27 protein-coding genes and 1 riboswitch are annotated in these 26,677 nt (G+C 37.2%); of the genes, 10 read left to right on the top strand and 17 right to left on the bottom strand.

Annotated features, from left to right (window positions below; genetic code table 11):
- Positions 1 to 1,021: IclR family transcriptional regulator (locus PVA17_RS04070; RefSeq protein WP_274066974.1), on the top strand; the 1,021-nt coding region annotated here is incomplete at its 5' end.
- A gap of 366 nt (positions 1,022 to 1,387) precedes the next feature.
- On the opposite strand, the gene PVA17_RS04075 is transcribed toward PVA17_RS04070, so the two are convergent.
- Genes PVA17_RS04075 through PVA17_RS04090 form a run of 4 tightly spaced genes read right to left on the bottom strand, consistent with a single transcriptional unit; the run spans position 1,388 to position 4,905 of the window.
- Positions 1,388 to 1,951: a 5' nucleotidase, NT5C type gene (locus tag PVA17_RS04075; RefSeq protein ID WP_248718348.1), complete on the bottom strand. Its 564-nt coding sequence runs from the start codon at positions 1,949 to 1,951 to the stop codon at positions 1,388 to 1,390.
- Positions 1,952 to 1,967: 16 nt separating this feature from the next.
- Positions 1,968 to 3,053, bottom strand: coding sequence for an FAD-dependent monooxygenase (locus PVA17_RS04080; protein WP_274066975.1), 1,086 nt, complete (start codon positions 3,051 to 3,053; stop codon positions 1,968 to 1,970).
- A complete protein-coding gene (gene ribD, locus PVA17_RS04085) occupies positions 3,050 to 4,159 on the bottom strand; it encodes a bifunctional diaminohydroxyphosphoribosylaminopyrimidine deaminase/5-amino-6-(5-phosphoribosylamino)uracil reductase RibD (protein ID WP_274066976.1) in 1,110 nt (369 codons plus the stop codon). The genes PVA17_RS04080 and ribD overlap by 4 nt, the downstream gene beginning before the upstream one ends.
- Before the next feature lie 14 nt (positions 4,160 to 4,173).
- Complete coding sequence (locus tag PVA17_RS04090; protein WP_132363079.1) at positions 4,174 to 4,905, bottom strand: GTP cyclohydrolase II; 732 nt, start codon at positions 4,903 to 4,905, stop codon at positions 4,174 to 4,176.
- 259 nt (positions 4,906 to 5,164) lie between these two features.
- Between PVA17_RS04090 and PVA17_RS04095 the strand changes: the two genes are divergently transcribed.
- The 4 genes from PVA17_RS04095 to PVA17_RS04110 all read left to right on the top strand — a co-directional run bounded on the left by PVA17_RS04095 (position 5,165) and on the right by PVA17_RS04110 (position 9,113).
- A complete protein-coding gene (locus PVA17_RS04095; protein WP_132363081.1) occupies positions 5,165 to 5,800 on the top strand; it encodes a GntR family transcriptional regulator in 636 nt (211 codons plus the stop codon).
- Positions 5,801 to 6,081: 281 nt separating this feature from the next.
- On the top strand, positions 6,082 to 7,281 hold the full coding sequence (locus tag PVA17_RS04100; protein WP_132363083.1) for a quaternary amine ABC transporter ATP-binding protein: 1,200 nt from the start codon (positions 6,082 to 6,084) through the stop codon (positions 7,279 to 7,281).
- Positions 7,274 to 8,128, top strand: coding sequence for an ABC transporter permease (locus PVA17_RS04105; RefSeq protein WP_132363085.1), 855 nt, complete (start codon positions 7,274 to 7,276; stop codon positions 8,126 to 8,128). Before PVA17_RS04100 ends, PVA17_RS04105 begins: the two co-directional genes overlap by 8 nt.
- Positions 8,129 to 8,237: 109 nt before the next feature.
- Entirely contained in the window at positions 8,238 to 9,113 is an 876-nt protein-coding gene (locus PVA17_RS04110; RefSeq protein ID WP_132363087.1) for a glycine betaine ABC transporter substrate-binding protein, read from the top strand.
- Positions 9,114 to 9,313: 200 nt separating this feature from the next.
- On the opposite strand, the gene PVA17_RS04115 is transcribed toward PVA17_RS04110, so the two are convergent.
- The 3 genes from PVA17_RS04115 to PVA17_RS04125 all read right to left on the bottom strand — a co-directional run bounded on the left by PVA17_RS04115 (position 9,314) and on the right by PVA17_RS04125 (position 11,404).
- Positions 9,314 to 9,628, bottom strand: coding sequence for a DMT family transporter (locus PVA17_RS04115; protein WP_132363089.1), 315 nt, complete (start codon positions 9,626 to 9,628; stop codon positions 9,314 to 9,316).
- Entirely contained in the window at positions 9,628 to 9,969 is a 342-nt protein-coding gene (locus PVA17_RS04120) for a DMT family transporter (RefSeq protein ID WP_132363091.1), read from the bottom strand. The genes PVA17_RS04115 and PVA17_RS04120 overlap by 1 nt, the downstream gene beginning before the upstream one ends.
- Before the next feature lie 162 nt (positions 9,970 to 10,131).
- A riboswitch (guanidine-I (ykkC/yxkD leader) is annotated at positions 10,132 to 10,227 on the bottom strand.
- Between the two features lie 31 nt (positions 10,228 to 10,258).
- A complete protein-coding gene (locus PVA17_RS04125; protein WP_274067026.1) occupies positions 10,259 to 11,404 on the bottom strand; it encodes a PstS family phosphate ABC transporter substrate-binding protein in 1,146 nt (381 codons plus the stop codon).
- A 134-nt stretch (positions 11,405 to 11,538) separates the two neighbouring features.
- Here PVA17_RS04125 and PVA17_RS04130 point away from each other — a divergent pair, with 134 nt between their 5' ends.
- Positions 11,539 to 12,012, top strand: coding sequence for a YbaK/EbsC family protein (locus PVA17_RS04130; protein WP_132363093.1), 474 nt, complete (start codon positions 11,539 to 11,541; stop codon positions 12,010 to 12,012).
- A 50-nt stretch (positions 12,013 to 12,062) separates the two neighbouring features.
- Here PVA17_RS04130 and PVA17_RS04135 read toward each other — a convergent pair whose 3' ends face one another.
- The 3 genes from PVA17_RS04135 to PVA17_RS04145 all read right to left on the bottom strand — a co-directional run bounded on the left by PVA17_RS04135 (position 12,063) and on the right by PVA17_RS04145 (position 15,237).
- Positions 12,063 to 13,322 (bottom strand): glutathionylspermidine synthase family protein, encoded by a 1,260-nt coding sequence (locus tag PVA17_RS04135; RefSeq protein ID WP_274066977.1) that lies wholly within the window; start codon positions 13,320 to 13,322, stop codon positions 12,063 to 12,065.
- A gap of 14 nt (positions 13,323 to 13,336) precedes the next feature.
- A complete protein-coding gene (locus tag PVA17_RS04140) occupies positions 13,337 to 14,044 on the bottom strand; it encodes a hypothetical protein (RefSeq protein ID WP_274066978.1) in 708 nt (235 codons plus the stop codon).
- A 146-nt stretch (positions 14,045 to 14,190) separates the two neighbouring features.
- Positions 14,191 to 15,237: a DUF418 domain-containing protein gene (locus PVA17_RS04145; RefSeq protein ID WP_274066979.1), complete on the bottom strand. Its 1,047-nt coding sequence runs from the start codon at positions 15,235 to 15,237 to the stop codon at positions 14,191 to 14,193.
- Between the two features lie 218 nt (positions 15,238 to 15,455).
- Between PVA17_RS04145 and PVA17_RS04150 the strand changes: the two genes are divergently transcribed.
- Entirely contained in the window at positions 15,456 to 15,719 is a 264-nt protein-coding gene (locus PVA17_RS04150) for a Parvovirus coat protein VP1-like protein (RefSeq protein ID WP_132363267.1), read from the top strand.
- A 209-nt stretch (positions 15,720 to 15,928) separates the two neighbouring features.
- Here the strand turns inward: PVA17_RS04150 and PVA17_RS04155 are convergent, their stop codons facing one another.
- Together PVA17_RS04155 and PVA17_RS04160 are read right to left on the bottom strand one after the other, a co-directional pair.
- Positions 15,929 to 18,283 carry a M13-type metalloendopeptidase gene (locus tag PVA17_RS04155; RefSeq protein ID WP_274066980.1) on the bottom strand — a complete coding sequence of 785 codons (2,355 nt, stop codon included), beginning with the start codon at positions 18,281 to 18,283 and terminating at the stop codon, positions 15,929 to 15,931.
- A 271-nt stretch (positions 18,284 to 18,554) separates the two neighbouring features.
- A complete protein-coding gene (locus PVA17_RS04160) occupies positions 18,555 to 19,325 on the bottom strand; it encodes a GNAT family N-acetyltransferase (protein WP_274066981.1) in 771 nt (256 codons plus the stop codon).
- Between the two features lie 175 nt (positions 19,326 to 19,500).
- On the opposite strand from PVA17_RS04160, the gene PVA17_RS04165 reads away from it, so the two are divergent.
- The gene (locus PVA17_RS04165; RefSeq protein WP_274066982.1) at positions 19,501 to 20,025 is read left to right on the top strand and encodes a GNAT family N-acetyltransferase; all 525 of its coding nucleotides are present in this window, start codon (positions 19,501 to 19,503) and stop codon (positions 20,023 to 20,025) included.
- Between the two features lie 73 nt (positions 20,026 to 20,098).
- Here the strand turns inward: PVA17_RS04165 and PVA17_RS04170 are convergent, their stop codons facing one another.
- A complete protein-coding gene (locus PVA17_RS04170) occupies positions 20,099 to 20,722 on the bottom strand; it encodes an HAD family hydrolase (protein ID WP_337993593.1) in 624 nt (207 codons plus the stop codon).
- A 126-nt stretch (positions 20,723 to 20,848) separates the two neighbouring features.
- Positions 20,849 to 21,712, bottom strand: coding sequence for an AraC family transcriptional regulator (locus PVA17_RS04175; RefSeq protein ID WP_274066983.1), 864 nt, complete (start codon positions 21,710 to 21,712; stop codon positions 20,849 to 20,851).
- 707 nt (positions 21,713 to 22,419) lie between these two features.
- Between PVA17_RS04175 and PVA17_RS04180 the strand changes: the two genes are divergently transcribed.
- Complete coding sequence (locus tag PVA17_RS04180; RefSeq protein WP_483308002.1) at positions 22,420 to 22,749, top strand: NUDIX hydrolase; 330 nt, start codon at positions 22,420 to 22,422, stop codon at positions 22,747 to 22,749.
- A 131-nt stretch (positions 22,750 to 22,880) separates the two neighbouring features.
- Here PVA17_RS04180 and PVA17_RS04185 read toward each other — a convergent pair whose 3' ends face one another.
- Positions 22,881 to 23,093 (bottom strand): hypothetical protein, encoded by a 213-nt coding sequence (locus tag PVA17_RS04185; RefSeq protein WP_132363111.1) that lies wholly within the window; start codon positions 23,091 to 23,093, stop codon positions 22,881 to 22,883.
- Between the two features lie 21 nt (positions 23,094 to 23,114).
- Positions 23,115 to 23,291, bottom strand: a complete 177-nt coding sequence (locus PVA17_RS04190; RefSeq protein ID WP_132363113.1) for a sporulation protein Cse60 — start codon at positions 23,289 to 23,291, stop codon at positions 23,115 to 23,117.
- Positions 23,292 to 24,140: 849 nt separating this feature from the next.
- Between PVA17_RS04190 and PVA17_RS04195 the strand changes: the two genes are divergently transcribed.
- Complete coding sequence (locus PVA17_RS04195) at positions 24,141 to 25,232, top strand: TolB-like translocation protein (protein ID WP_132363115.1); 1,092 nt, start codon at positions 24,141 to 24,143, stop codon at positions 25,230 to 25,232.
- Between the two features lie 108 nt (positions 25,233 to 25,340).
- Here PVA17_RS04195 and glnA read toward each other — a convergent pair whose 3' ends face one another.
- A complete protein-coding gene (glnA, locus tag PVA17_RS04200) occupies positions 25,341 to 26,675 on the bottom strand; it encodes a type I glutamate--ammonia ligase (RefSeq protein ID WP_274066985.1) in 1,335 nt (444 codons plus the stop codon).
- Between the last annotated feature and the right edge of the window lie 2 nt (positions 26,676 to 26,677).

Here is a 26,677-nt window from a genome sequence, read left to right on the forward strand (position 1 = left end):
GTCGCTACGTTGCACTCACGCTTTCGCGCAAAAAACATCTGTTGGCCCGAGACCCTGCAGCGAAGCGAAGCGGCTCATCGGACGCCCCCAGGAAAGCGCCCAGTCGAAACGGAAATCAACCCCACGTTATGGTGATGGGCCAGTTTTATCTTCATTAATAAATGTTTTTATGGGCAAAAGCATAGCTGCATGTATATCTGAAGATAAATCCTCCGGCGGATGTCGAAGAAAATTTTATTACGTAGGTGACGGGATGAATCAGGAGATTTTCGAAAAAAACTATACAATGTCATCACTGCACAAAGCTATTAAAGTGTTAAAAGCTTTCTCAAAAGATGAACCAAGCCTTTCCCTAACTGAGCTAAGTAAAAAAACAGGGATCAGCATTTCGAGTTTACAGCGCTTCGTTTCTACCTTTGTGTACGAAGGCTTTCTTCACAAAGATGAACGTACAAAGCGCTATCAATTAGGTCATTCACTTCTGTATTTAGGCAATTTAGTAAAAGAAGAATCAAGTCTTATTATTGTCGCAGAACCCATTTTAAAAAAGCTAAACGAAGAAATCGGCGAAAGTGTTTCCATGAATATTATTGATGGATTGGAAAGACGATGTATTTTAAACTTTGATTCAACATATCCGCTTTCAACGAAAATGTTTGTAGGTGACACCTCTCCCCTTTATGCAGGTGCATCATCTAAAATATTGCTCGCATTTATGCCGAATGTTGAAGAATATATAGAGAATATAAGTCTTGAATGTATCACTGATAATACTATACTTTCAAAAGAGCAGCTGTTCACGGAATTAAAGCAGATCCGTTTACAACGGTTTGCGAAAAGTAATAGCGAACGTGTGCGCGGGGCATGCTCTGTATCTGCACCGATTTTAAATGCTTCCAACCAAATCATTGCATCCGTGTCACTTGTTATACCAGAAGTACGCTATAGTGACTATGATGAAAATTTATTAATTGACACTATTCAAAGCATTGCATTAGAAATCGAAAAACAATTGTATTGATCGAAACAAAGAATAAACCCGAATAGGTTCACTTTTTAAGTGTCCTCTATTCGGGTTTAGTGCTTTATTTGACTTTTCACAAAAATCGCGGACGACATTTGTAAAAATATGCCTTAAATATAAGTAGTGGAGACTGGGCGACCCCCGGTGAATAGCCATAGAGGAACGCAGGCTAAAAACATCACATCTGTGATAACGCCTTCGACCAACATCGGCCCGAGACCTTGCAGCGGAGCAAGTGTTTTCTGTGCGAAAGCGTAGCGACAGCAACAAGTGTTTTCTGTGCGAAAGCGCAGTGTAACGTAGCGGCATCAACATCTAAGCGCCCAGTCAGAACGGAAGTCATCCCTACATTATGGTGAAGAACTAATTATTTACTAATCTTAAGAAATCATCCCAATAATTTAAGCGTGGTAGTTCAACATGCTTGTTATAGGATTGATTTTTTAAAATTACTTTTGTCTTCACATCTTGCAGTGTTTCTAATACAGCTGGTTTATCATCTACATAAACATCTAAAGCTAGCTCTTTGATGATCGCCACTTTCTCAGTATCTTGCATTCCGCAGAAAAAATGACCTTCTGTCATTGGAAATCCTTGTGCTTCCATCCATGCTTGTGTTTGCTCACAATATTGCTTAGGACGGGAAGTAATATAATAAATGTCATGCCCCTGCTGTGCCAAAGCTTGAAGCGTTTCTAGTGCCCCCTCAAAAGAAGGACAATCCGTAAAATAAATTTCCTCTAATGAGCTATTCCACATCGCCGCTCCTTCAGCATCTGTTAATCCAAAAGGTTCGTGAATTTCAACTCTTTGCAAAGCTTGAAATACTTCTAGCGCAACATTTTTATCAAGTTTTTTATTATAGAGCTTAAAGGCATGTGCTCGTAAATCTATGAGTGTGTCATCTATATCAAAGCCAAATTTCATGTTGTTTTTCTTCCCTTCAAGAAGCCTTATTGATGAAGTTAGTTGCGAATGTTTGCTCTTTTTCAATTTGCATCGCTAATACTTCTTCAATGGCTCGCTCGCGCATTTGTTGAAAATCGTGTACGTTAAAATGAACAAGCGTATTTTTATTTAATAATGACGCAAGACAATCTGCATCCTTGAGTGCACTATTGAGCCCGAATGCTCCAGTTGGTGTCATCGTGTGAACAGCATCGCCTAATAGTGCAAGCCCCTCTGTCCCCCAGCAGTCACAATGACTACTGAATACATCAAGCAAGACAAAATCTTGCCAAGATCTAATATGTTCGTTTACAGTATCAGATAGTTCTGGGAATTGTTCTAAAAGCTGTTGGATAAATGGAGTAAATGCTTTTTTTCTGAGCTGAGGAAAACTCCCTTGTTCAATATTCCAGCCAATTTGAATGAACCCACCTACCTGCGTAAATAAGGATAGCTGTTTCCCACCTATTAATGCCATTTTAATCGATGGTTCCCATCCATGAGGGGCAGGAATTTTCGCCCACAATAAATCAAAGCCATGCTTATGCTTTTGAATCTCAATGTGCGCTTGCTTGCGAATAGTAGAGTAACGGCCGTCAGCACCGATAATTAACTGACTACTAATTTCAATCTTTTCCCCATTTCTTGATGCAACGACACCCGTATATCTGCCCAAAGAATCAACTAAGAGCTTCATTACCTTCGTATTCAAGAAACAAGAAAAATGAGGAAAATGCTGTGTTTCTTGTAAAATTCCCTTTAATAGATTTGCTTGCGGTACATGAATTCCTAAATGTCCAACAGCTTCAACAGGGAAAATAGTTTTGATTGCTCTACCGTCTGCGTAATATTCAAGTTTTTCCATACGTAATAAACCGAGCGCTTCGACTGCTTCAAAAAGCTGATGACTTTTTAAAACAGCCTCACCCTCCTCATTTAAATGCTCGCCGCGAAATGCCTGCCCAAGTGCTGCGTTTTGTTCCAGTAGAATTACGGAAAGACCTTTTTTCGCTAGTAAGTGCGAAAGAAGTGCTCCACCTGGCCCAGCCCCTACGATACAAACATCTGCTTGATAATTCACTTTCCTTCACCTATCTTTGGATAAGCAATAATACGTAGATCTTGCCCGACCTGCTCAAACGAAGCAAATTCTACATCCCATGCTTCATCCATAGTAGATGGATTTGAACCGGCAATCGGTGTTAATGATAAGCGACCACCGAGAATTTTTGGCGCTATATAAATCACATATTTATTAATAGCACCTTGCTGTAAAAAGGAAGAGTTGATCGTACTTCCACCCTCTACTAAAATATCCGTAATGCCATATTGATATAGTTTTTCAAGCATATCGTCAACAACAAGTCCCTCAGAGTCATGTCGAACTGGCAATACAGTTACGCCTTTGTCCTCAAATACTGTTATTTTTTCTTGGTCGACATTCTCACTACATACAATAATTGTTTTCGCTTCTTCTACATTCAAAACATTGGCATGAGCTGGTGTACGAAGGGAGCTATCCATAATAATGCGTACTGGATTTTTTCCGTAAGCTTCTTTTAATCTTGTTGTTAAGGATGGATTGTCAGCTAAAACAGTCCCAACACCAACTAAAATACCATCCACCTCATGTCGAATACGGTGAACATCCTCACGCGCTGCCTCACCAGTTACCCACTTGGAATGTCCTGTATGAGCAGCTATTTTTCCATCTAAAGTCATCGCATATTTTGAAATAATAAATGGTCGTTTTGTTAGCATATTGTGAATAAAACGTTCATTTAAACGGCGAGCTTGATCTTCTAAAACCCCCACCTCTACCTCAATACCCGCATCTCGTAACAGCTGAATACCACGTCCAGCAACAGCAGGATTTGGATCTTGCATAGCTACAACCACTCGACTAACTGCGGATTCCTTCACTAAATTTGCACAAGGAGGTGTTTTTCCGTAATGCGAGCATGGCTCAAGTGTTACATAAAGTGTCGCACCTTTAGCATGTTCTCCAGCCATACGGAATGCATGCACCTCTGCATGTGGTTCCCCTGCTTTTCTGTGTAAACCTGTTCCAACAATTACACCGTCTTTGACGATTACAGCTCCTACTAGTGGATTAGGGTTTGTATTTCCTTTTGCACTAGCGGCTAAATCAAGTGCTAACTGCATATATTTTTCATCTATTGTCATCTTCGTTCCTCCACTCACTTCTCTTCGCGCAAATGTCCAGATTTCTCTACTTTCGTGTCTAAATAAAAACGATTTGTCTCCGTTAATCCTCCCCATAATGGGACATGTCCTTCTGCTGCTAAACCATGTGCCTGTAATGCGGCAAGCTTCTTCGGATTATTGGTAATGAGTGTAACTGGTTTCGAACGAAGTGCAGCTAACACAGTAATGGCATCTTCGTAAGAACGAGTATCATCTGGGAAGCCAAGAGCATGGTTTGCTTCAACCGTATCTAACCCCTCTTCTTGTAATAAATAAGCAAGCGATTTCGAGAACAATCCGATGCCACGACCTTCATGATCAGCTAAGTAGAAAATAGCCCCACAACCATGCTCCACAATCATTTTCATCGATTCATGTAATTGATAACCACAGTCACAGCGTTGGCTTCCAAAAATATCACCTGTATGACAAATGCTATGCATGCGAATTAAAGCATCTTCAGCATGTGTAAAATCTCCATAAACAAGCACTGATGACTGTTGTAAAAAAGCTAAATTTGCAGATGCTAACCCATCAATAATTTCCTCTTTCGACTGATTAGCTCCCACTTTTAACCAGTTATACCATTGAAATGTCGCTGAAAATTCACCCTGTTTTACCGGTAATTTTACTGGACCAACTAGGCAAATACTTTCAGTTTCTGATTGCTTTACGATCGTCATTTTGTCTTTCACTATATCTAAAACTCTAGTAGTAATTGTCATATTTTCTCCAACCTTCTAATGTTAACAGCTAGCAAAACAAACTAACTGAGCACTTGTATTTTTATATAGCTTACATAACGTAACTTAGTTTATAATAATAACTAATAGCTGTCAAACTCCAGCTCTTACTCTATTAAAAACAAAAAACTGCTATATTACGTTTTTATCATATACTACTAGCTTATGGAGATGCTATTTTTTCTGTGCAGGCTAGTCTATAATAAGCTGAGGGAACTGTAATGACGAAAGGAAGTTAAGAATGCAATTAGAAAAAAATGTGCAAGTGAAGCAGCCAAAATATCAACAAATAGCTGTCGACCTAGCCTCAAAAATCGTGGAAAGAAAGTATCGAATTGGCGATAAAATTTACGCAAGATCATCCCTAGCTAGTCAATACAATGTCTCTGCGGAAACTGCTAGAAGAGCAATTGCTGTTTTGCAAGACTTGGAAATTGTGGAGGCCACCAAAGGTAGTGGAGTTATCATCATCTCATATGAAAAGGCTGCACAGTTTGTTCGCCAATTCCATGATGTTCAATCAGTCCATGAGCTACAACATGAGCTTATGTCTAGCATTCAGAAGCAGCACCAAGAATTAATAAATCTACAGGAAAAGACCAAACAACTGATTAGTCGAACTGAACATTTCCGTTCCGTCAATCCGTTTATTCCTTACCAATTAGAGATGACAGCTGAAAGCCCTTGTATCCACCAAACAGTACAGGAATTAAATTTTTGGCAAAATACATCTAGCACAATTGTCGGAATTCGTCGTAAAAATGAATTATTATTATCACCTGGCCCATATGTATCCTTAGAAGAAGAAGATATTATTTACTTTATCGGGAATGATGAAAGTTTCGCTCGAGTTCAGAGCTTTTTATACCCAAATTAAAATCCGCTTAAACGCTGATATAGCAGCGTTTAAGCGGATTTTTTCTATTTTGTCGATTTGACAGAAGTAACAACTTTTTGTTAGGGTTAAGTTGTTACTTGTTTATATTTGGGTATCATTATCCTCAAATAGTATTTATCTTTATTTAGTGAGTGTCTAAACGCCTACTAAAATAGAGGGACTCAGCCTAAAATGCCTCATCTAGTGGCAATTCATATGTGCGTAATGAAGTAACAACTATTACGCCAAGGCGAAATTGATCTACGAAAGGAGTGGTTCTAGTGGAAAAAATAAAAGTGGAACATGTTTCTAAAGTTTTCGGGAAACATATTCCCCAAGCCTTAGAACTCGTCAAGCAACAAAAAAGCAAGACTGATATCTTAAAAGAAACAGGTGCAACAGTCGGTGTATACGATGCAAGTTTTACCGTAAATGAAGGTGAAATCTTCGTTATCATGGGATTATCAGGGAGTGGAAAGTCGACACTGATTCGACTTTTAAACCGTCTCATAGAACCTACAAGTGGAAATATTTACATCGATGGAGAAAATATTTCTAAAATGGGCAAAGAGAGTTTACGTAAAGTAAGAAGAAACAAAATGAGTATGGTCTTTCAAAACTTCGGTTTATTCCCCCATCGTACACTTCTTCAAAACACAGAATACGGCCTTGAAATCAGAGGCATCTCAAAGGAAGAACGGCAAGCAAAGGCAGAGCAAGCTCTCGACAATGCAGGCTTACTTGCTTATAAGGACCAATATCCTAGTCAATTATCAGGCGGTATGCAGCAGCGTGTTGGATTAGCACGGGCACTTGCAAATGACCCTGAAATATTACTAATGGATGAGGCTTTTTCTGCACTCGATCCATTAATTCGAAAAGAAATGCAAGATGAGCTACTCGATTTACAAAGCACATTGAAAAAAACTATTTTATTTATCACCCACGATTTGAATGAAGCATTACGTATTGGTGATCGTATCGCCATTATGAAAGATGGCTCAATCATCCAAATTGGTACTGGGGAAGAAATTTTAACAAATCCTGCAAATGATTATGTTAAAACATTCGTAGAAGACGTCGATCGTTCTAAAGTATTAACTGCCGAAAATGCCATGGTTCGACCTGTATCTGTCAATGTAGATGTAGATGGACCGACCGTAGCACTTAAAAGAATGCGTGAAGAAACGGTTAGTTTATTAATGGCCGTTGACAAAAATCGACATTTAAAAGGCTATATTACTGCTGACGACGCACGGGCTGCAGCTAAAAGACAAGAACAAACGGTACATTCGATTGTTCAATCAGATATGTTAACCGTTCCACCAGATATGCTTTTACAAGATATATTAGGTTTGATTCATAATAGTCCTACTCCTATTGCGGTTGTAAAAGATGAGCGCTTGCTTGGTGTTCTTATCCGGGGCGTTGTCATCGAAGCACTTTCAACTAGCGATGAGGAGGCAATTGCAAATGAATAATTTATTAGACAATATTCCAGCAATACCAGTGGGACCATGGGTAGAATCAGTTATGGACTGGTTGACGAGTAATTTTTCAATGTTTTTTAACTTGATTCAAAAAAATGGAAAACTACTCATGAATCAGGTCACTGATTTATTAGTGAGCATTCCCCCGATTATTCTTATTTTACTTATTGTCATTTTTGCCTTTTTCGTTACCGGTAAAAAATTTGGGCTCGCAACGTTTTCATTAATTGGTTTGTTATTTATTTACAATCAAGGCTTATGGACGCATCTTATGGAAACAACCACGCTCGTGCTCTTTTCAAGTATTATCTCAATCATATTAGGTATACCTCTTGGCATTCTTATGTCTAAGTCAACTGTAGCAGAAAATGTGATTAAGCCGATACTCGATTTCATGCAAACAATGCCTGGCTTCGTATACTTGATTCCTGCCGTTGCCTTCTTTGGTATCGGGATAGTCCCTGGTGTGTTTGCATCCGTTATTTTTGCCTTACCACCAACTGTACGTATGACGAACCTAGGAATTCGCCAAGTACCAAAAGAATTAGTAGAAGCTGCTGATTCATATGGAAGTACCTCAAAGCAAAAACTATTTAAAGTAGAAATTCCTCTTGCCAAATCAACGATAATGGCAGGGATTAACCAAACAGTTATGCTATCACTGTCAATGGTTGTAACTGCCTCAATGATTGGCGCACCTGGTCTAGGACGTGAAGTATTAACTGCGCTACAACGTACACAGGTTGGTAATGGCTTTGTTGCAGGTTTAGGTCTTGTCATTTTCGCCATTGTTATAGACCGCCTAACGCAAAGTTTTAATAAGAAGAAAGCCGTATAGCAAAAGAGGCAATTTATTGACGAAAATCTTAGTTCTTCATTTTCACCTCTGAGATTTACGATTTGTAGTAGTTTGCTACAAAACTATTAATATAGGAAAGGAAGATTTGATGAAACTAAAAACATTAACTAAATTAGGAATGGCTTTAGGGCTTGGCTTTTTGCTAGCCGCATGTAATGCTGATGATTCAAGTAAGAGTAGTGGTAACGCAAAGGACGTCAATCTAGCCTACGTTGAATGGGATACTGAAATTGCTTCAACGAATGTAGTTGGTCAGGTACTAGAGGATTTAGGCTACAATGTAACATTAACACCACTTGATAATGCAATTATGTGGGAGGCTGTTTCAAAAGGTGAAGCAGATGGGATGGTCGCTGCATGGTTACCAAATACTCATGCCCCACAGTACGAAAAATATAAGAATGACCTTGATGAGCTAGGTGAAAACCTTACTGGTGCCAAAATAGGTCTAGTAGTACCAAGCTATATGGATGTTAACTCGATTGAAGATTTAAAAAATCAAGCAGATCAAACAATTACGGGTATTGAACCTGGTGCTGGGATTACAGCTGCTACTGAAAAGGCCTTAGATGAATATGATAACCTAGCAGGTTGGCAGCTATTAACTTCTTCATCTGGAGCTATGACCACTTCTCTTGCTAAAGCAATTAAAAATAAAGAAGACATTATCGTGACAGGCTGGTCTCCTCACTGGAAATTCGCTAAATATGATCTGAAATATTTAGATGATCCAAAAGGCGTTTATGGTGGCGAAGAAACGATTAACACATTCGCTCGTAAAGGTTTAAAAGAAGATCAACCAGATGTCTATTCTGTACTAGATAACTTCCACTGGACATCAGAAGACTTAGAGAGCGTTATGCTAGAAATTATGGATGGCAAAGACCCAAAACAAGCTGCTAAAGATTGGGTGAAAGCAAATGCAGACAAAGTTGCTGAATGGACGAAGGATGTAAAAAAATAATTTTCAAAAAGTGACGGACAACCGGCGTGGTTGTCTGTCTTTTTTCTAGGCTCTTCCCGTCTTATTTGAAATTCAGTTCTATCTTGCTAACATTGCCGCAATGGTTTTTTATAAGAAATAATTAACGTTCTTTTGCGATCATAAACAAAAAGTCACCCCGCAACGATTAAACTGTGTAAGATGACTATTTATGTTATTAGTTAGGATAATAACTTCAAAAATATCGCAGCTCCTAAAACAAGAGTAATGCAAACAATACGTCTCCAATCCTTAGATTCATTGAAAAACACCATACCGAGTAATGCACCACCCGCCGCTCCAATGCCAGTCCAAATGGCATATGCTGTACCCATCGGCAATGTTTCCATGGCATATGCAAGGCCAGCAAAGCTCAAGGTAAATACAAAAATCAATAACACTAAGTTTTTTATACTTTTTGTATCATTATATTTACTAATCATATAAACACCCATCATCTCACATAGCCCCGCTACTACTAATGCAACCCATGCCATTATTCATTCACCACTTTCTCTTTAGGCTCCCCGGTCACTAGCTTTAAACCAACGACCCCTGCAAGTAAAACGACAATACATAAAATTTTGGCTAATTTCCATGGCTCTCCGAACAGTAAGCTATCAGCACACACAGTACCCGCTGTCCCCAAGCCTACGAATACTGCATAAACAGTGCCAACTGGTAAGCTTTCCCCAGCCTTAATTAGTAAATAAAAGCTAATAAAAATTGCAATCGTGGTACCAATCCATTCGAGTGCATTCTCTGCATGCTTTAAGCCAATAACCCAGCCGACTTCAAAAAAAGCAGCAATTACGACACTAAACCATTGTTTGTTCATTGTAAATTCCTCCATTTTATTGTTAAACACAAATGGATACTATTATTGGGCAGTTCTTTAAAAACGGTATTCTGACCTACCCGAGCAATTCGGCGATCAAATTACAACGTCCCTTCACAGTAGCCAAATAAAAAAAGCCTAAGGAACACTGCTGTAAACAGTATCTCCCAGGCTTTTATCCTTCCGTGTCACAAAATCAATTTGTGGTTTTCTCTCGGACCAGACTAGCTTTGCTACGGAACCCTAGAAAACTAACATATTTGATTGTGCTACTAGTATAGCAAACTATTCAATCATTTTCTACTCGTACATAACCGACTTTTTCAACTAGTGCTTGCCCCTCATCTGATACAATCCAGTCGATAAACTTCTTTACATTAGGATTAGCTGTTCCTGCTGTTACAGCATAAAATTCAGATACGAGTGGGTATGTGCCTTTACGAATATTTTCCTTTGTGGGCGCAATCCCATCAATGGACAATAATTTAATTTCGTGGTTATTTACCATTTCTGTTGAGTAAAATCTAAACGTGTAGCCAATGGCATTTTTATAATTACGATATTGTGATACCTCATGAATAATACCACCCATACCTGTTGCAACATTTTCAGCAGGTGCTTCCATGATTGGTGTATCTCCCATCATTCTTTCAAGTGCTGTTTGGCTTCCGCTATCTGCTGGGCGCTGAAAAGCACGAATCGCAGCATTTTCACCACCGACTTCATGCCAATTCATAATTTCCCCAGCGTAAATTTGTTTTAACTGCTCCAATGATAAATTTTCTACGCTGTTCTTATGATTGACGAAAAAGACAAATGCCTCTCGTCCAATGGGGGTCATGTCAAATTTAAGACCTTCCATCTCAGCTTGCCTCTTTTGTGATTCAGATGGCGCCGCTACAAAAATCAGATCAACATCTCCTGAAATCAAATTTTCATAAGCTTCAGGTGTACGACTCACCATTACTCTACTATTATCATATGCATAATAACCCTTTGGATAGGTCGCTTCTACAAAGGCAGCATACAGTGGATACATCGCCGTCGCCCCATCTAAGCGAGGTAGTGCGTCAACTAATTGCAATGAAGCCTTTGTATCTGACTTTACTACTTTATTTTGTTCTATAAATGGTTGATAGACAGACACATCAATTTCTGCATCAACGGTTGGAATACTCATTTTGTAGTAATGTTGAATGGGCTTAATCGAGGCAATTAACAACGAAATGCCCATTAGCCCCGCTAACCATATTTTCCGTTTTGTCGTTGTCAACCAATCAAAAATTAAACAAATAAATAGGACAAATAAACATATCGGAACGGTTAAGAGTAGTCCACTAAAATGTAGCCCACCACTAATAATTAAATACAGCGCAACTACTCCTGTGAAAAATAATAACCCTATTAGGACAAAAAGAGACTGTAGCACTTTCATAATCAACGGCTCCACCTCCCAAAGAGTAATTTTAAACCATATTTATATAATAGGTTATTTCTGAAAAATAACACAACTATATATTCTGAAAATTATGTTAAAATAAATTGAAGTATTGTAAGGAGGTATTACATATGGCAATTGAAAAAGTACGTGAACATTTAGCACAATGGAATGTGCAGCACAAAATACAGGAGCTAAACGAAAGCTCGGCGACCGTTGAACTAGCAGCACAGGCACTCGGCTGCGAGCCTGAACGCATTGCGAAATCCTTATCGTTTCTCGTGAACGATGGCGCAATACTAATTGTTGCAGCAGGCGATGCCAAAGTCGATAATGCAAAATTTAAAGCTGCCTTTGGTACAAAAGCAAAGATGCTTGGGAAAGATGAAGTTCTTGAAAAGATCGGGCACGATGTAGGTGGTGTTTGTCCTTTCGGTGTGAATGAGGGCGTTGCTATTTATTTAGATGAATCACTCAAACGCTTCACAACGGTATTCCCTGCATGTGGTAGTAGCAACTCCGCCATTGAGCTTACAATTTCTGAATTAGAAACCTATACACCATATCAAGAATGGATTAACGTCTGCAAAGGCTGGAATGAGTAACAGGGCAGAAAAAACGGCGAAACTTTATTAAAAGTCTCGCCGCTTTTTAGTTAAATTTCTTTCTTATACCCAACAGCTAACCAGTGAGAATCCCATTCTGTAATTTGATTACCTACTCTACAAGATAAGCCACATGCACGATTATCAGCGATAAATGAGCCGATTAACCATTTCTTTGTTTGTAATCCATCCTTTAGGTTTATCGTTATAGAGGGCATTTCCACATACTGCTGATAAATAAACAAATTATCATCATAATGGGTATACGCAGAAGCATTTGTTTTCGTACCATCCCCTGCATAGATTTCTACAGTATTCCCTTCCCGAGAATAGACAGGTTTCTTTACAAACGGTAAGTTCTCCTGTACAAATAGTTCTGCCGAAAGGTACGTTGGCAACATATATTTCTGAATAGCAGCTCGTTCTTCTGCATTAAAAAGAAGCGGATCATTTTTGCGTTCCCAAATTAACCATAATAAAATTTTCGATTGTAGTACATATGCAGCGGGTGCATTGATAATAGCAAGCTGTCCATCTTTTACGAGTTCCAGTAAATGTAGACCAATACGATCACCATCGCAAGACATATCATCTATTAAAAACTCTACTGGGTGTGCAGGACGATATAAAATATCAATTTTCTCCATGGCAGGTGTATAAAGGCCTCGAGCTATATTAGCAGTGTTACTAGAAAAAATGATTAGCTCTTGAATAGGAACATACTCCACATCAAAAGGTATACATTTCTTTAAAAACTGTACCTGACAATATTCCTCATAATCTTCCGCGGCCGTTTTCCCTGTAATGACGATTTTAGGTTTTTTCACATCATTTAAATAATGCATAGCCGCAAAGAGTGCACCAGACAAGGTTTTATGTAATGCTGAAACATCATTCGGACTATCAACTCCTAAATGCTGACAAAGCGCTTCATTGATCTCAAAGGTTTCTTGGACAAGAAATGGCGTTTCACCATTTAATTCAAGACATTTTATTTGTCCGTCCTCTGTACAAATAAAATCGAAGCGAGCCAGTATCGATTGTTGCTGTAAATAATCTAATTGAATATATGGTAGCATTTCAGAACGAATGCCTAGTGCTAAAAGTTGTTCATCCGATAAATGCTTAAATTGTTTCCCAACCTTTAAAAATATTTTCCAAAGTATGGTAGATGCATAGTTAATTTCATCGATTTTCTCTTTGGGTAAATCTAGTACATCGTACAAGGCATACTCAAGATCCTCAAAGTCAGGAAAGAAATTAGGAAATTGAGAATAAAATGCTTGGCGTTGTTGAAAATATTTGTCCATATTGATTGCTCCTTTTAAGAAGATGAAGAGCCGCCTCGAGAGGTACCACCTGAGCCAAAGCCTGATTTCCCTGTGCTAGATGATGAGTGATTTGAATAAGAATTAGAACTATTCGTCGATGAACTTGAACTATTTGAGTATGAACGCTTGCCACTCGAATAAGACTTGGAACCGCTTGTATTTGAATTTGAGCTATTTGTTGTTGAGCTATTTGTTGTTGAGTTATTTGAGCTACTAGATGTTGTACCAGACGGATTTTGAGAGCCATTCGTCGTAATTCCATTAGAATTCGCATTTTTACTTTCGCTCGTATTGCTATAATTCGTTCGTGGTACTGCTGAACCACCACCTTTATCCTCTCTGTCTGTCCCATTTCTTAAATTGCGACTTTTATAAATAGCACTTCCTATCATAGCTCCGGCAGTTGCATACATAAGTCCATTGAAGAAATGATGTGCATAATGCGGCGAATTTTCATCTAAACATTCGAACGAACCATCATCACTTTCTTTCCATTTCTTACATGAATTTGCCATGTCACTGTCATAAACACTTTGTAAACCATTCCCTGCTGTTGAAGGATTAGTTTCTTCCGTTGTATTATCTGTAGTGGCAGTAGACTCTTTGACGGTCTGAGTTTCTGTATTCCCGCACGCGGCTAATTGCATAGCCATAAATGACGCTGTTGTGACTGTTATGTATTTTTTCATTTGTTTTGCCATATCCTATTTCTCCTTTATGTCGATACCTATTTTACGGATGGCTACTGCTTTAGGTTTCATTTTTACAAATTCATACATTATCATAGCACTAAAAACTCCCTGGCGGATTAGAATCATTTACCGCAAGGGAGTTTCGCATAAATCGTTTACTTTTTCGCCACTTTTTTCCTACCATATGTCATAAAGCGCCATACCTTCTCAAATGGCCCCATTTTAAAGAATTTGAACCAGATGACACTGAAGATAATTTGAATGACAAAAATTAAGATTGCAATGATTACTACATCAGAAGGTGAAACAACTTCAAGCCCCATTAATGACATAATAGCTAAACCAATAAAGCTTTGAGCTAAATAGTTTGTAAATGCCATCTGACCTACTCGCCCAATTGGCTTAAGAAACTTCGCGATGCTTTTATTCTCCAACATAATAAATAGGCAAGTTAAATAAAAATACGTTGTCGGAATTACCCCTAAACCAATAATCAATTGTAGATTTGGATCTTCCCCTTGAGCAGCAAACCAAATCCAAAGAGAGATGCCAACAAAGAGTGGGAATGTCACAAATTGTAGCCACTTTATTTGTTTTGAGTATTCACTAATATGACTAATCCAATCAGCTTTCGCTGCTAAAAAACCAGTTAAAAACATAATAAAAATAGTAACGGCATCATTTCCTAATATCCCAAAAACAGTTGATAAGGCTCCTTGATTTGGCATAAATAGTTGTCCAAGAATGCTAAGGACATGAACGGTAACGATAGCAAATAGCCATTTACTAATTGTTGAAACCTTTGCATTATAGAAAGGAATGAGTAAAAAACCTATTACTGCATAGATAGCGAGGATTGAACCCCAAAAAATAAACATATGGACAATACCAATTAATAATAAAGCTAGTAAACGTCTGGCAAAACGCCATCTTGGCTTATCGCCACGCGCTTCTGCACGTGAAGTGAAAATGTAAAAACCTACACCAAAGAGGAATGAAAAAATGGAAAAGAATTTCTTTTCAATAAAAATATCAATGAGCGTATCAATAATGCCGTTAATTCCACTATAGTCAGGCATCGGTCCTCCCTCTACTAGCATCTGGTAGGCCGCTACATTTATAAACAGAATGCCAAATAACGCTAGCCCTCGAATAATATCTAAGGAAACGATTCTTTCTTTTTGAGTAATGGATGAATTCATGCTTAAAACTCCTTATCTTTCATACTTTACGAACTATGACTATCATAACCTCTCATCCTTACAGTAGTTTTTTGAAAAGCTTACAGGAACCTTACATTTATAGATTTATCTCATCAGTTAATGCTTTTTTCACTTACATTAGTTTTTAATCCCCTCCTACAAGCAAAAATTTCATATTTTATAGTAATCATTATTTTTTTTATAAAGGAGAATAGATGATGTACAGACACCGCACATTTGGTTTTTGCTACCCGGGTTATAAATACTGTGGACCAGGGTGTTCAGGACCAGGTAGACCTATCAATGCCGTAGATTCATGCTGCAAATTACATGACGAATGTTATGCTCGTTATGGTAGATCAAGATATTGCGATGAAATGTTCCAAAATTGCTTACGACCACAAATGAACGCCAATACTAAAATGGCTAGAGATGCTAAATTATTTTACAATATCTTCGAAGCGCGTAATCGGTTCTTTTAAACAATATAGAATGCTCATAGCTGAAACTATTTTCACACATTATATGGATTGAAATAAAAAGGAGGATAGAAGAGCTAAATAAAATCGCTCTTTCTATCCTCATTTTTATAAACATATTGACTACAACAACTAATTTGTACGTTAATTCAACTCACCAGGTTATACAGGGATGTAAAAACTATTGGAATTAGTTCTATCTACTCTAATTTTTACCAGATAGAAACTCGTTCCTCTGGAGCTACATACATGCCATCTCCAGGCTTAATTCCATAGGTATCATAGAATTGCTGGAAGTTCACAATCGTGCGGTTTACCCGAACTTTAGCGGCTGAATGTACATCGTTTTTGCTCAGATATGCTGCAAATTCTTTTGTGGTTGTGGATCTCCATATTTCTGCATTGCTTTCGAAATATGCTTTATAATCCGGATTACTCATTTTGGATACAGCTTGCAGTGAAGCCGCCATTCCACCTAAATCAGCGACATTCTCACTTAGTGTAAGCTGACCATCATTTAACACACCCGGAATAATCTCAATGTCATTATAGAACTTAATCAGTTCCTGGTTTTTCTCTTCGAATTTCTTAAAGTCCTCTTCTGTCCACCAGTTATTTGCATTGCCATTTTCGTCATATGCAGATCCGTTGTTATCAAATGCATGGCTGATTTCATGGCCAATGACCATGCCAATGGCACCATAGTTTGCTTCAGGTTTAGCGTTAATATCATAGAAAGGCGCTTGGAGAATACCGGCTGGGAACGTAATTTCGTTATTAAAAGTATTGTAGAAAGCATTTACGGTATATACGCTTGTTAACCATTCCGTTCTATCCACCGGTTTTCCTAGCTTGGCTTTCGTGTTATCACTGTATGCTTTATTTACTGTGATGGTATTAGAGAACAGCGAACCGCCTTCGTCATATGTCTTGATAGCTACTTTATCTAATGTCGTATCCCACTTATCTGGGTACCCGATTTTAACAATCATCGTATGCAGCTTTTTAATGGCTTTATCTTTAGTTGTTTCTGACATCCAATCAAGAGATTTGATTCTTTCCTCATACGTAGTAATTAACTTCTCTACCATTTGCTCAACATCTTTTTTAGCTTCTGGTGAAAAATGTTTCTCGGTAAACATTTGCTCCAAATATCCACCCATTGTGTCAGTTGTCATAGCTACTGCGATTTCCTGATCTGTTTTTTCTCCTGTAACGCCGTATAACGTTGCGGAAAACTCAATAGCAGCATCTCTGAATTCAGTTGACAACAAATTGCCCGTTTCCTTAAGCAGTTGCAATTTGGAGTAAGCTTTAAGCACGTTAAGATTAGTTTCAGTCAAGAGTTCTGCGCCTTTTTGCGCCAGCTTCACATCGAATACGATCACTTTATCAGCACGGTCGACCTTCATCGATTTCATGACTAGTTTCATATCTACTGTTTTGAACATGTCATCGAATTGTTCGATTGTATACGGATTATAGTATTTATTGACGTCGCCTTGTTCATAGGGTTCAAGTGATACGGAAGCTAAGCTTTTCTCCATTTCGTAAATTTTCTCGGCGTGGTCTTTGGCTGCAGACTCTTCCTCACCAGATGACACGAGAAGCTTGGTCATATATTGAAGATAGGCTTTTTTCACTTTCTCGTCTTCCGTTTCAAAGTTGCTCTTATCCAGACCAGTAGCTAATCCGGTATAATATAAAGCATTTTCACTGCTGTTCTTTGCATCGTTCATGATTGCAAAGCTGAATAATGAGCCTAGACCTAATTCTTTTTCCAGGGTAAGATCTACTTGAATGAGTTCATCAAGCGTGTTAGCCCCGTCAATTGCCTTTACATATTTTTGAATGGGCTCAATCCCTTGTTTGTTTCTATTTTTTGTATCCAACGCCGTCGAATAAAAGTCGGCAATTTTCTGTTCTTTTGTACCTTCTTCGAATTGATTGCCAACGAGCCCATTTATTATTTTTTCTATTTTATCGGTATTTTGCTTTTGTAGCTCAGGAAATCCACCACCCATGATTTCGCCTGTCGGAATTGTCGATTTATTTAACCATTCCTTATTGATTACTTCATAAAAATCGTCATTTAAATGGGAGCCTTTAAGCGTCCACACTCTGGCAATAATTTTTTTGAACTCATTGATCGTAATATTGTCATTTGCACCTAATGTGCCGTCAGGTTTGCCCGTCAGTACGCCTGCTTTTGCCAGTTTATCGATATCTTTCTTAGCCCAAGCGGGTACATCGGTGAACTCGACACCAAATGTTCCGCTGCGCAGATCATTGCCGACAGGTTCTGGCAATTCGCCGAATGCCTTACTCAACATGACTAAAGCTTCAACCTTCTTAACAGGCTCATTCGATTTTAAATCTTCGTTTTTAGAGCCTTGCATAATGTCTGCTTTATTAATTCCTGGTTGATAAGCGTCTGCTGCCATCAACAAGGTTTTAACGATTTCTCCTCTTGTCGCTGGTGGCGACGTTTCATCGGCAAACGCCGATACGCTAACAGATAGGACCATTATTATGGCCATGAGTAAGGATAAAGCCTTCTTTTTCATCTTCGTGCTCCTCTAGAGTAGATTTGTATAAAAAAAGATAAATGGGTTTAATTTAGAATTTCTACCATTTGTATATCATTATAGTTGATTTATTTTAGTTTGAAAATATGTTAAGAAGCTTTTTCATTTTCACACTTAAACAAACTGCTTTAGTTGAGGAAGATAACCATACTAGAAGTAACAATCAATACATATAATGAATTCACTATTTAAAATAGCTTTAGCCTTGGCTTTTATAAAATATTTTTTCACTGTAAGCATTTTTTATGTATTAAGACTTTATATAAATTACATATTTTTGCGGATTACTAAAGCCAAGCTTAGTTCCTAAATGATAAGAAGCTTGGTTATGACTATCGCAATCCCAACAAGGCTGTATATCATTGAAAATACAATAATCAATAAATTTCTCTGCAATGACGCTTGCTAATCCATTACCTCTATAATTCGAATCAGTAACTATATCAATCTCTGCAAATTGCTGGGATTTAAAAATAGAGACCGCTTCACTAATAATCTTATCCCCATGCTGCAGACAAAAACCAAAGCCGTTTTCAAGAAAATTATTAGTAGAATCCCAGTATTCCTCATAATATTGATTGTCGAATTCTAAACAATACTCAATTTGAGGTTGCTTGATTTTCATAAATTCGTAGTCAGGCAGCTCTCGTTTTTCTCTATCATTATAAGCATTTCTAGCAAAGGTAAACGTGTATCTTTCTAGCTTTTTCACATGACCATTTAAACGTTGTTCAATTTTCGTGTTCCAATCGTCTGCGTAAGAAAATAATGTGAAACGTTTACTTTGTTCAATAGATTTTTCTAGTAAACATTCAAGTTTATTGACGATTTGCTCGCTGGACGAATCGCCATAAACACAGCATATTCCTGATTTGGTTTGAAATAGTAGTGAACGGAAGCTATCATTGTCGGTATAGACAGAGCCTTCTATTACCTGATCTAGTATGCTATAGACAAACGTTGGTGCATTTTTTATTGTTTCTTTAATAATCGAATAATTCTCGGCTGTAACCTTGATCATTATCATTTCCCCTATTCTTTTGATAGATCTACATACATTATATCGTTTAAGGAAATTATTGGGGTAAATATTATTGTTATTGTATAATGGGTACATAAAATTTGAAGGGACTGAATTATGCGCAGATAGCAATATTTTTCATCCAGACTTCATTAATAACTTGGAGGTAAAAGTATTGATAGAACAAATTTTCACAAAAAGATTATATTTAAGAAAAATGAAAATGGCTGATGCTCATCGTTTATTTAAAATTTGGTCAGACCCGGAAGTTACAAAATTTATGAATATCACTAATTTTACGCATGAAGAACAAGCGAATGACATGATTAAGCTTTTTGATAAATTAGCTGAAGAGCGCAAAGCTATTCGCTTTACCATTATCGAGAAGGAATCAAATGAGATAATCGGCTCTTGTGGTTTCAATGCATTTGACGAAGCTAACGCCTCAGCAGAAATCGGCTATGATCTTGCTAAAGCTTATTGGGGTAAAGGCTATGCGCCAGAAAGCATTTCGGCTTTAATTGATTATGCTTTCACCACTCTAAACATAAATAGAATTGAAGCAAAAATTGAGCCTGGTAATATAAATTCTATAAAGGTAGTAGAGAAATTGAATTTTACTTTTGAAGGAACATTTCAGGAAAAAGAAGATTCAAATGAATCTTTTTATGACATTAATGTTTATTCTTTATTAAAATAAATTTCTATTATTTGTACTTCTTAGCCAAAACAGAGTATAGAGACCGTCAGAAAAGACAGACTCTATACTCTATTTAAAATATATTTAATAAATCTATTGGCTTTTCGATAATATAATCATACACCTCTGGCTTACCAAAACCATATGAAGCAAAAACAAAAGGAATCCCTGCAAGCTTTGCCGAAAGCATATCTCCCTGTGTATCTCCCACATATACAGCTTTTTTTATGTGGTTTCTTTCCATAACTAATTGAATATTTTCTCCTTTTGACAAGCCTGTACGTCCCGGATTTTCAAAGTCAAGAAAATATTTCTCTAGCTTATGAAAGGCATAAAATGTTTCTATGTAGCCTTCTTGACAATTGCTTACAATGAATAAGCGAAATTTTTTTGAAAGAGCTAGTAAAGTTTCTTCTAACTGCGGATATAAAATACCACCTTTGCGTAGTAAATCATCTTGCTCTCGCTGGCAGCATGCTAATATAAGCTCCATCTGCTTTTCTTCATCAAGATAATCAAATAATACAGCGGCTATTTCTTTAATTTGTAACCCCATCATTTTAGATAAATCTTCTTCGGTTATCTTTCCTTTACCGTAAGGAGACTCCTGAACTACTTGCGTCCACGATTGCGCTACTGTTTTGCTTGAATCCCACAGTGTCCCGTCTAAATCGAAAATAATGCTATCTATGTCCATATCCATCCTCCTTCATCAAAATATAGTTGTTTAAAAAGCGAAAGTTTCTCTTAAGGTGATTAAAGTGAACATCCTCACAACAAAAAAGGATTTGGCAACTACTTGTTTACCAAATCCATTTTATCATTATTGAATCGGAATCCAAATTTCAGAGTATGCATCAGGGCTATATGCATCTTCATCAGGGTAAACTTCAAGTTCAGCCGTACCTGCTGGTTTATATGGATTGGATGGGAACCACTCTGAATAAATTTGTTTCCAAGTATTTTGCATCGCATCTGGCATAGGACCATGCACCTCAAAGACAACCCACTTCGATGCAGGTATCTCCAACGCTAACAGATTTTCTCCCACTTCCCCTACATGATCCGTAGCAATCCAGTAATCAATGAAACCCTTTTGTCCTTGTTCTGTATTTGGTACACAAACACCTAGCGTCCCTTTGATGCTTCCGTTATTTAATTGGATAAGTTGATGATCGAAGTTTTTTGAATTCATCTCATTCCAAAAGTGAGGAATGCCTTGCAAGTTCTCACCATTTTGACAATTATACGTTCTTTTTACTCCGACCACTTGAAACTTTTCTTTTTCTACGATTTTATACTTCATTGGTTCTACTCCCTTCAGGCTTACCTGGATGACCAGGCGATTGTATGATTGTAGCTGTCCTTGCTTCTTTCTTGCTTCACTAGGCGTTAGGTTATGCTGCTTCCGAAATGCCTTTGTGAAAGCTTCAGGAGAGTCGTAGCCATATTTGTAGGCGAGATCGATTACTTTTTGCTCTGTATTTATTAACTCCTGTGCAGCTAATGTTAGCCTTCTACGTCTTATATAATCTGCAATAGACATATCGGTTAAAATTGAGAAAGTCCGTTGAAAATGAAAGACCGAAGAATTTACCTCTCGTGCAATTTGCTCTATTGTAATGTCATCTAATAAATGCTCTTCGATATAATTTATTGCTTTTTGAATCGACTCAATCCAACTCAATTGCTCTCACTCCTTGGTTATAGCTTAAAACATCAAAATTAGTTATTCCTGTCTTTTTATGCTAACTTTGGACAGGTAAAAATGAAAGCTTTAATATTTTCTTATCACCATAACGTGTGGTTGATTTCTGTTTCCACTGGGCGCTTCGTTGATGCTGCCGCTTCGTTACACTGCGCTTTCGCACAGATTAAAACATTTGTTGCTGTCGCTTCGTTACACTGCGCTTTCGCACAGAGCAAAGCTTTCTGGGGGGCGTCCATTGTGCCGCTGAAATCTGAGCCCAAGGAGTCGCCCAATCTCCACTCAGTAAGAAACTCCAAGCCGAAGGAAGAACTCGTCGAAGTGACGCAAAGAAAGTCCTTAATATTGTGTAAAATTCTATAAAGAGTTTTGCGATCCTAACTTTAGTTTTGTCAAATTGTCCAGCTTATGTGTTTGATTTCGCTGCTAAATGTGTCAGTTGCGCCGCTAACCAAGGGAAGAACGCCGCTAAATCCTGTTATTCCGCCGCTAAAAATCGTCAGAGCGATGGATGGAATCATCGAAACGACGGAAATCGACCTATATGTAAATAATTAACAAATACAATACCCATTTTTAGATATTATAGGTTAAGATATTAATAAAAAGTTAGATTGGAGGTATTACTATTGGTTAAATGGCAAGGGGCTGCAGGAATTTGCTTAAATAAAGACAATGAATTATTAATGGTTTTGCAAGGAACTAAAGAAGAAGAAAAAACATGGGCAGTACCATCAGGCGGCAAAGAAGTTACTGAAAATTTTGAGACATGTTGTATCCGCGAAGTGTATGAAGAAACCGGATTTATAGTAGACATCGTTAGAGAAGTGTTACATAAAAATAATGATGTAGTAGAAGTTCGCTATTTCGAAACAATCGTTAAGGGTGGACAAATGATGCTACATGATCCCGACGAATTGATTTATGAAATAGCATGGAAATCAAAAGATGAATTACTAGATTTAACATTAACCTTCCCTGAAGATAGACAATTTCTATTATCTTTGTTTCAATAATAGAATTATCATGACTGAGGATAGATGGTGGTAGGAAGACCCTATCGGAATCTTATTACTTGGCATTCCCTCTCGCATATCTACAACCGCGGGTATTTCCCTTTCACCTGCGGATAACTCTTATATTATGATTATTTCATTTTTACTTTTTCAACGGCCGCTTCATATATCAATTCATCATCAATTTTAATATATTGATTTTTCGCTGCCTTACAATAGCCTTCTTGTTCTAAAAAATGCTTGAGTTTAGATTTCTTCGCAAATATTTTTTCAATAACATTCTTCCCCATTCCAGATTCATCACCTGTTCTTGTAGCAATTGATACCCAATATATTTTTGACAAGTTATTTCCCCCCTCTGGATCTCATTTATAAATAATTAAAGCTGAATGTATAACTGTATGTTCCCCTATATATAACGTATTGTATTTAATATCAACTATTAAATACTCGCTTAAATCAAATAGAGCATTATTAATATCATGTTCAAATTGTACAATATCATTATTTTGGATCGTCACTACTTGAGTTGCTTGCGTCATACAGTTTCACCCTTTTCTTCTAATCATAGATTAAAAGGAAGTATTTGTCACAAACTATTTTCGGTAGTAGTCGGGAACGTAAAAGGAGTAGGTAGATTAATATATGGAATATTCGGTAATACATACTTTAAATTCCATTATAACCATGAGATGATTAGAGCATTAAGATGAATCCCTAGATTTCGTTTTAGAGGTGTTATAACCATTTATCTTACTTGGTTATTATTTGTCGATATTGTAGTAACGACAGTACAAAACAAAATATTAGTTCTTGCTTACAACTTTTGTGTTTTAAATGACAGATTTTTGAAATTTTTCGTCTGTCTAAATTTAATGTTTAGCTGGTTCTCTAAAGAAGGCGTTTTAGTATGAATATAAAAGTAACTGCGGAAGTATATAGGTTAGGGATTATGATAGGTTTTTATACTGTTCCGGATGTAATTAAATGGGCTGATCATGTTCTTCACAGGAAAAGCCCATTGATGTCTGTTCGAAATTAAAATTATTCAATGGAGGCTTAACTAATGACGACCTTGCTTCTAAGATATTACTCGGACTGCTATTTATTTCAACCAACAAATTATCAGATGTTATTTCGATTAGTGACCATTTACAGTTAGAAGACAGTAATGAGTGAATAGAGGTTAAAATGAAGTACTTATCGGATGCTTTTTATTTAGCAGACCAAAAAATATATGGTGATTTGAATGAAGTGAGTACCAATTTAAAAATTATTTATCTCAATTCGGAGATTATGTAAAATATTTATCCATATAGCGGAATTTATGAACCATTAAGTTGAAATATGATTGGGAAACCCTTTCGTAGTTCAAATGGAGGGATTCAACTTTGAAAATAATAGAGAGAACAATAATACTATCATGTGCAGCAATATTCCTATTCATTGTTTTTAAAGCCGTATATAATGGTGTACTGTCAAATAGATCTTTATTGAAACCTCAAAGTTCAAATTATTATCAAATAATCGATAAAGATTTTAATAAAACAGTAGACGTACCTTTTACTGATATCACCTCATATAGGGGGAATGATAACTATATTTATATGAGTGTAGATCAAGAGAGTCCTTCACTTGATAATAAAATTGTTCAATATAATCGCAAGACTCAAAAATACAAAACTATATTCAACACTAAATTCAAAATGCCATCAGTTCAAGGGGTTGAATTAAATGATAATTGGTTATTGTGGGTAGATGCCGATGAAAGCGGGTGGCAGCTAAATCCATATTTTATGAATTTAAACACGCAAGAAATTCACCCATTGACGAAAGAAAATGAAGAAAATGTTTTTAATGATTTCCCTGTCCTAATTGGGGACTATGCGGCTTGGATGAAAATGGACAGAAAAAATGAAAAAGCGGAAGTTATGCTTAAAAATCTCAAAACAGACGAAACAACAAGTATATTTCATTTAAATAGCTTTACATCTTTATCTGCAAAGGATGGAAAATTATTATTTACTGATAAAAAAGATCATTTTGGATATATCTATTTGTATGATCTGAAAAGTAAAGAAATAAAAGAATTTAAGAGTTCATACGAATTTATTGGTTGGGCAAGACTTCTGAATGATCAACAATGGGTTTATCTAACATTTAGCGACCCATCTGAACCTTCAACTGGTGATGGTAAGCTAATTTTTTATGATGCTGAGACCAATCATTCGCAAGAAGTTGTGTCGGATATTGATTCGGTAAGTGAACTTAACACTGATTTTAATAATAATGTATTTTTATATTTCAATAATAATGGATTCTATAAAAAATTTAAGATAAAGGATCATCAGTTAGTTGAGGATGGTTTGTTAAAAACACATTATTTTTTAAGATTTTCAGCTGAAAATGGTATTTATATCTACGACCAAGAACTCCCAAATGAAAAATACAAATTAATAATCCAAAGTGAACTCCATAACTAAAAATGGCTATCCCAATCAATGAAAAATTGGGATAGCCTTCTTCTTTGATACACAAGTCTTCGTATTTTCCAAAAAAGTGTCGGAGCCCCAAAGCCCCAACACTTCCCTTTAATACATTTTCAAATATTCTTCCCGCTCCCAATTATGAACACGCGTACGGTATTTATTCCATTCTATTTCTTTAGCAGCCGTGAATTTTTCAAAGATATGATCTCCGAGTGCTTTACGTACGGTATGATCCATTTCTAGTTCAAGGAGTGCATATTCCAATGACGATGGGAGGCTGTCGATATTATTCAATTCACGTTCTGCTCGTGACATTTTATAAATATTGCGATCTACAGCATCTGGTGGTGTAAGATCTTTGCGAATACCATCGAGCCCAGATGCTAAAATAACAGCCATTGCTAAATAAGGATTCGCTGCTGGATCGACAGAACGCAGCTCGATACGTGTTGATAGCCCTCGTGAAGCCGGAATTCGTATAAGTGGTGATCGGTTTTGTGCAGACCATGCTACATAGCAAGGAGCCTCATAGCCCGGCACTAATCGTTTATAGGAATTTACAAGTGGGTTTGTTATAGCTGTAAAGCCGTGTACATGTTTTAGTATCCCTGCCATAAAGCTACGCGCAGTTTGGCTTAATTGCAATTGTGCACGTTCATCATAAAACGCATTTTTATCCCCTTCAAATAATGATAAGTTGAAATGCATGCCAGAACCGTTAACACCGAATAGTGGCTTTGGCATAAAGGTTGCATGCAGTCCATGCTGTGCAGCTATCGTTTTTACAACAAGTTTAAACGTTTGAATATTGTCACATGCTTCGATTGCACTTGCATATTTAAAGTCAATTTCATGTTGACCAGGTGCAACCTCATGGTGCGATGCTTCAATTTCAAAGCCCATTTCTTCTAACTCTAATACGATATCACGCCGACAGTTCTCCCCTAAGTCAGTCGGGGCTAAGTCGAAGTACCCGCCACTATCATTTAACTCAAGTGTTGGATGCCCCTTTTCATCTACCTTAAATAAGAAAAATTCTGGCTCTGGCCCTAAATTAAATGAGCTAAAACCTAATTCCTCCATCTCCTTTAAAACTCTCTTCAAATTGGAGCGTGGATCACCTTCAAATGGTGTACCATCTGGTCTAACAATATCACAAATAAAACGAGCCACCTTACCTTTTTCAGCCGTCCAAGGAAAAACTACAAAAGTATCACGGTCAGGGCTCAAGTACATATCTGATTCCTCAATGCGTACAAAGCCTTCAATTGATGAACCATCGAACATAATTTTATTATCTAATGCTTTTTCTAATTGGCTAACTGGTACTTCAACGTTTTTTATTGTTCCCAAAATATCAGTAAATTGTAGGCGAATAAATTTCACATTTTCTTCCTTGACGCGGCATTTAATATCTTCTTTTGTATAACGTTTCATTC

Source organism: Lysinibacillus sp. CNPSo 3705, from assembly GCF_028674935.1.
GTDB lineage: Bacteria > Bacillota > Bacilli > Bacillales_A > Planococcaceae > Lysinibacillus.

Coding starts and splice junctions, on each gene's coding strand:
- PVA17_RS04115 (WP_132363089.1), bottom strand. CDS start 9,628: ATGGCATGGGTTGCATTAGTAGTAGCGGGGCTATGTGAGATGATGGGT.
- PVA17_RS04105 (WP_132363085.1), top strand. CDS start 7,274: ATGAATAATTTATTAGACAATATTCCAGCAATACCAGTGGGACCATGG.
- PVA17_RS04135 (WP_274066977.1), bottom strand. CDS start 13,322: ATGGACAAATATTTTCAACAACGCCAAGCATTTTATTCTCAATTTCCT.
- PVA17_RS04110 (WP_132363087.1), top strand. CDS start 8,238: ATGAAACTAAAAACATTAACTAAATTAGGAATGGCTTTAGGGCTTGGC.
- PVA17_RS04125 (WP_274067026.1), bottom strand. CDS start 11,404: ATGAAAGTGCTACAGTCTCTTTTTGTCCTAATAGGGTTATTATTTTTC.
- PVA17_RS04130 (WP_132363093.1), top strand. CDS start 11,539: ATGGCAATTGAAAAAGTACGTGAACATTTAGCACAATGGAATGTGCAG.
- PVA17_RS04075 (WP_248718348.1), bottom strand. CDS start 1,951: ATGAAATTTGGCTTTGATATAGATGACACACTCATAGATTTACGAGCA.
- PVA17_RS04120 (WP_132363091.1), bottom strand. CDS start 9,969: ATGAACAAACAATGGTTTAGTGTCGTAATTGCTGCTTTTTTTGAAGTC.
- PVA17_RS04145 (WP_274066979.1), bottom strand. CDS start 15,237: ATGAATTCATCCATTACTCAAAAAGAAAGAATCGTTTCCTTAGATATT.
- PVA17_RS04180 (WP_483308002.1), top strand. CDS start 22,420: ATGGTTTTGCAAGGAACTAAAGAAGAAGAAAAAACATGGGCAGTACCA.
- ribD (WP_274066976.1), bottom strand. CDS start 4,159: ATGACAATAGATGAAAAATATATGCAGTTAGCACTTGATTTAGCCGCT.
- PVA17_RS04155 (WP_274066980.1), bottom strand. CDS start 18,283: ATGAAAAAGAAGGCTTTATCCTTACTCATGGCCATAATAATGGTCCTA.
- PVA17_RS04170 (WP_337993593.1), bottom strand. CDS start 20,722: ATGGACATAGATAGCATTATTTTCGATTTAGACGGGACACTGTGGGAT.
- PVA17_RS04095 (WP_132363081.1), top strand. CDS start 5,165: ATGCAATTAGAAAAAAATGTGCAAGTGAAGCAGCCAAAATATCAACAA.
- PVA17_RS04150 (WP_132363267.1), top strand. CDS start 15,456: ATGTACAGACACCGCACATTTGGTTTTTGCTACCCGGGTTATAAATAC.
- glnA (WP_274066985.1), bottom strand. CDS start 26,675: ATGAAACGTTATACAAAAGAAGATATTAAATGCCGCGTCAAGGAAGAA.
- PVA17_RS04090 (WP_132363079.1), bottom strand. CDS start 4,905: ATGACAATTACTACTAGAGTTTTAGATATAGTGAAAGACAAAATGACG.
- PVA17_RS04190 (WP_132363113.1), bottom strand. CDS start 23,291: ATGACGCAAGCAACTCAAGTAGTGACGATCCAAAATAATGATATTGTA.
- PVA17_RS04140 (WP_274066978.1), bottom strand. CDS start 14,044: ATGGCAAAACAAATGAAAAAATACATAACAGTCACAACAGCGTCATTT.
- PVA17_RS04160 (WP_274066981.1), bottom strand. CDS start 19,325: ATGATCAAGGTTACAGCCGAGAATTATTCGATTATTAAAGAAACAATA.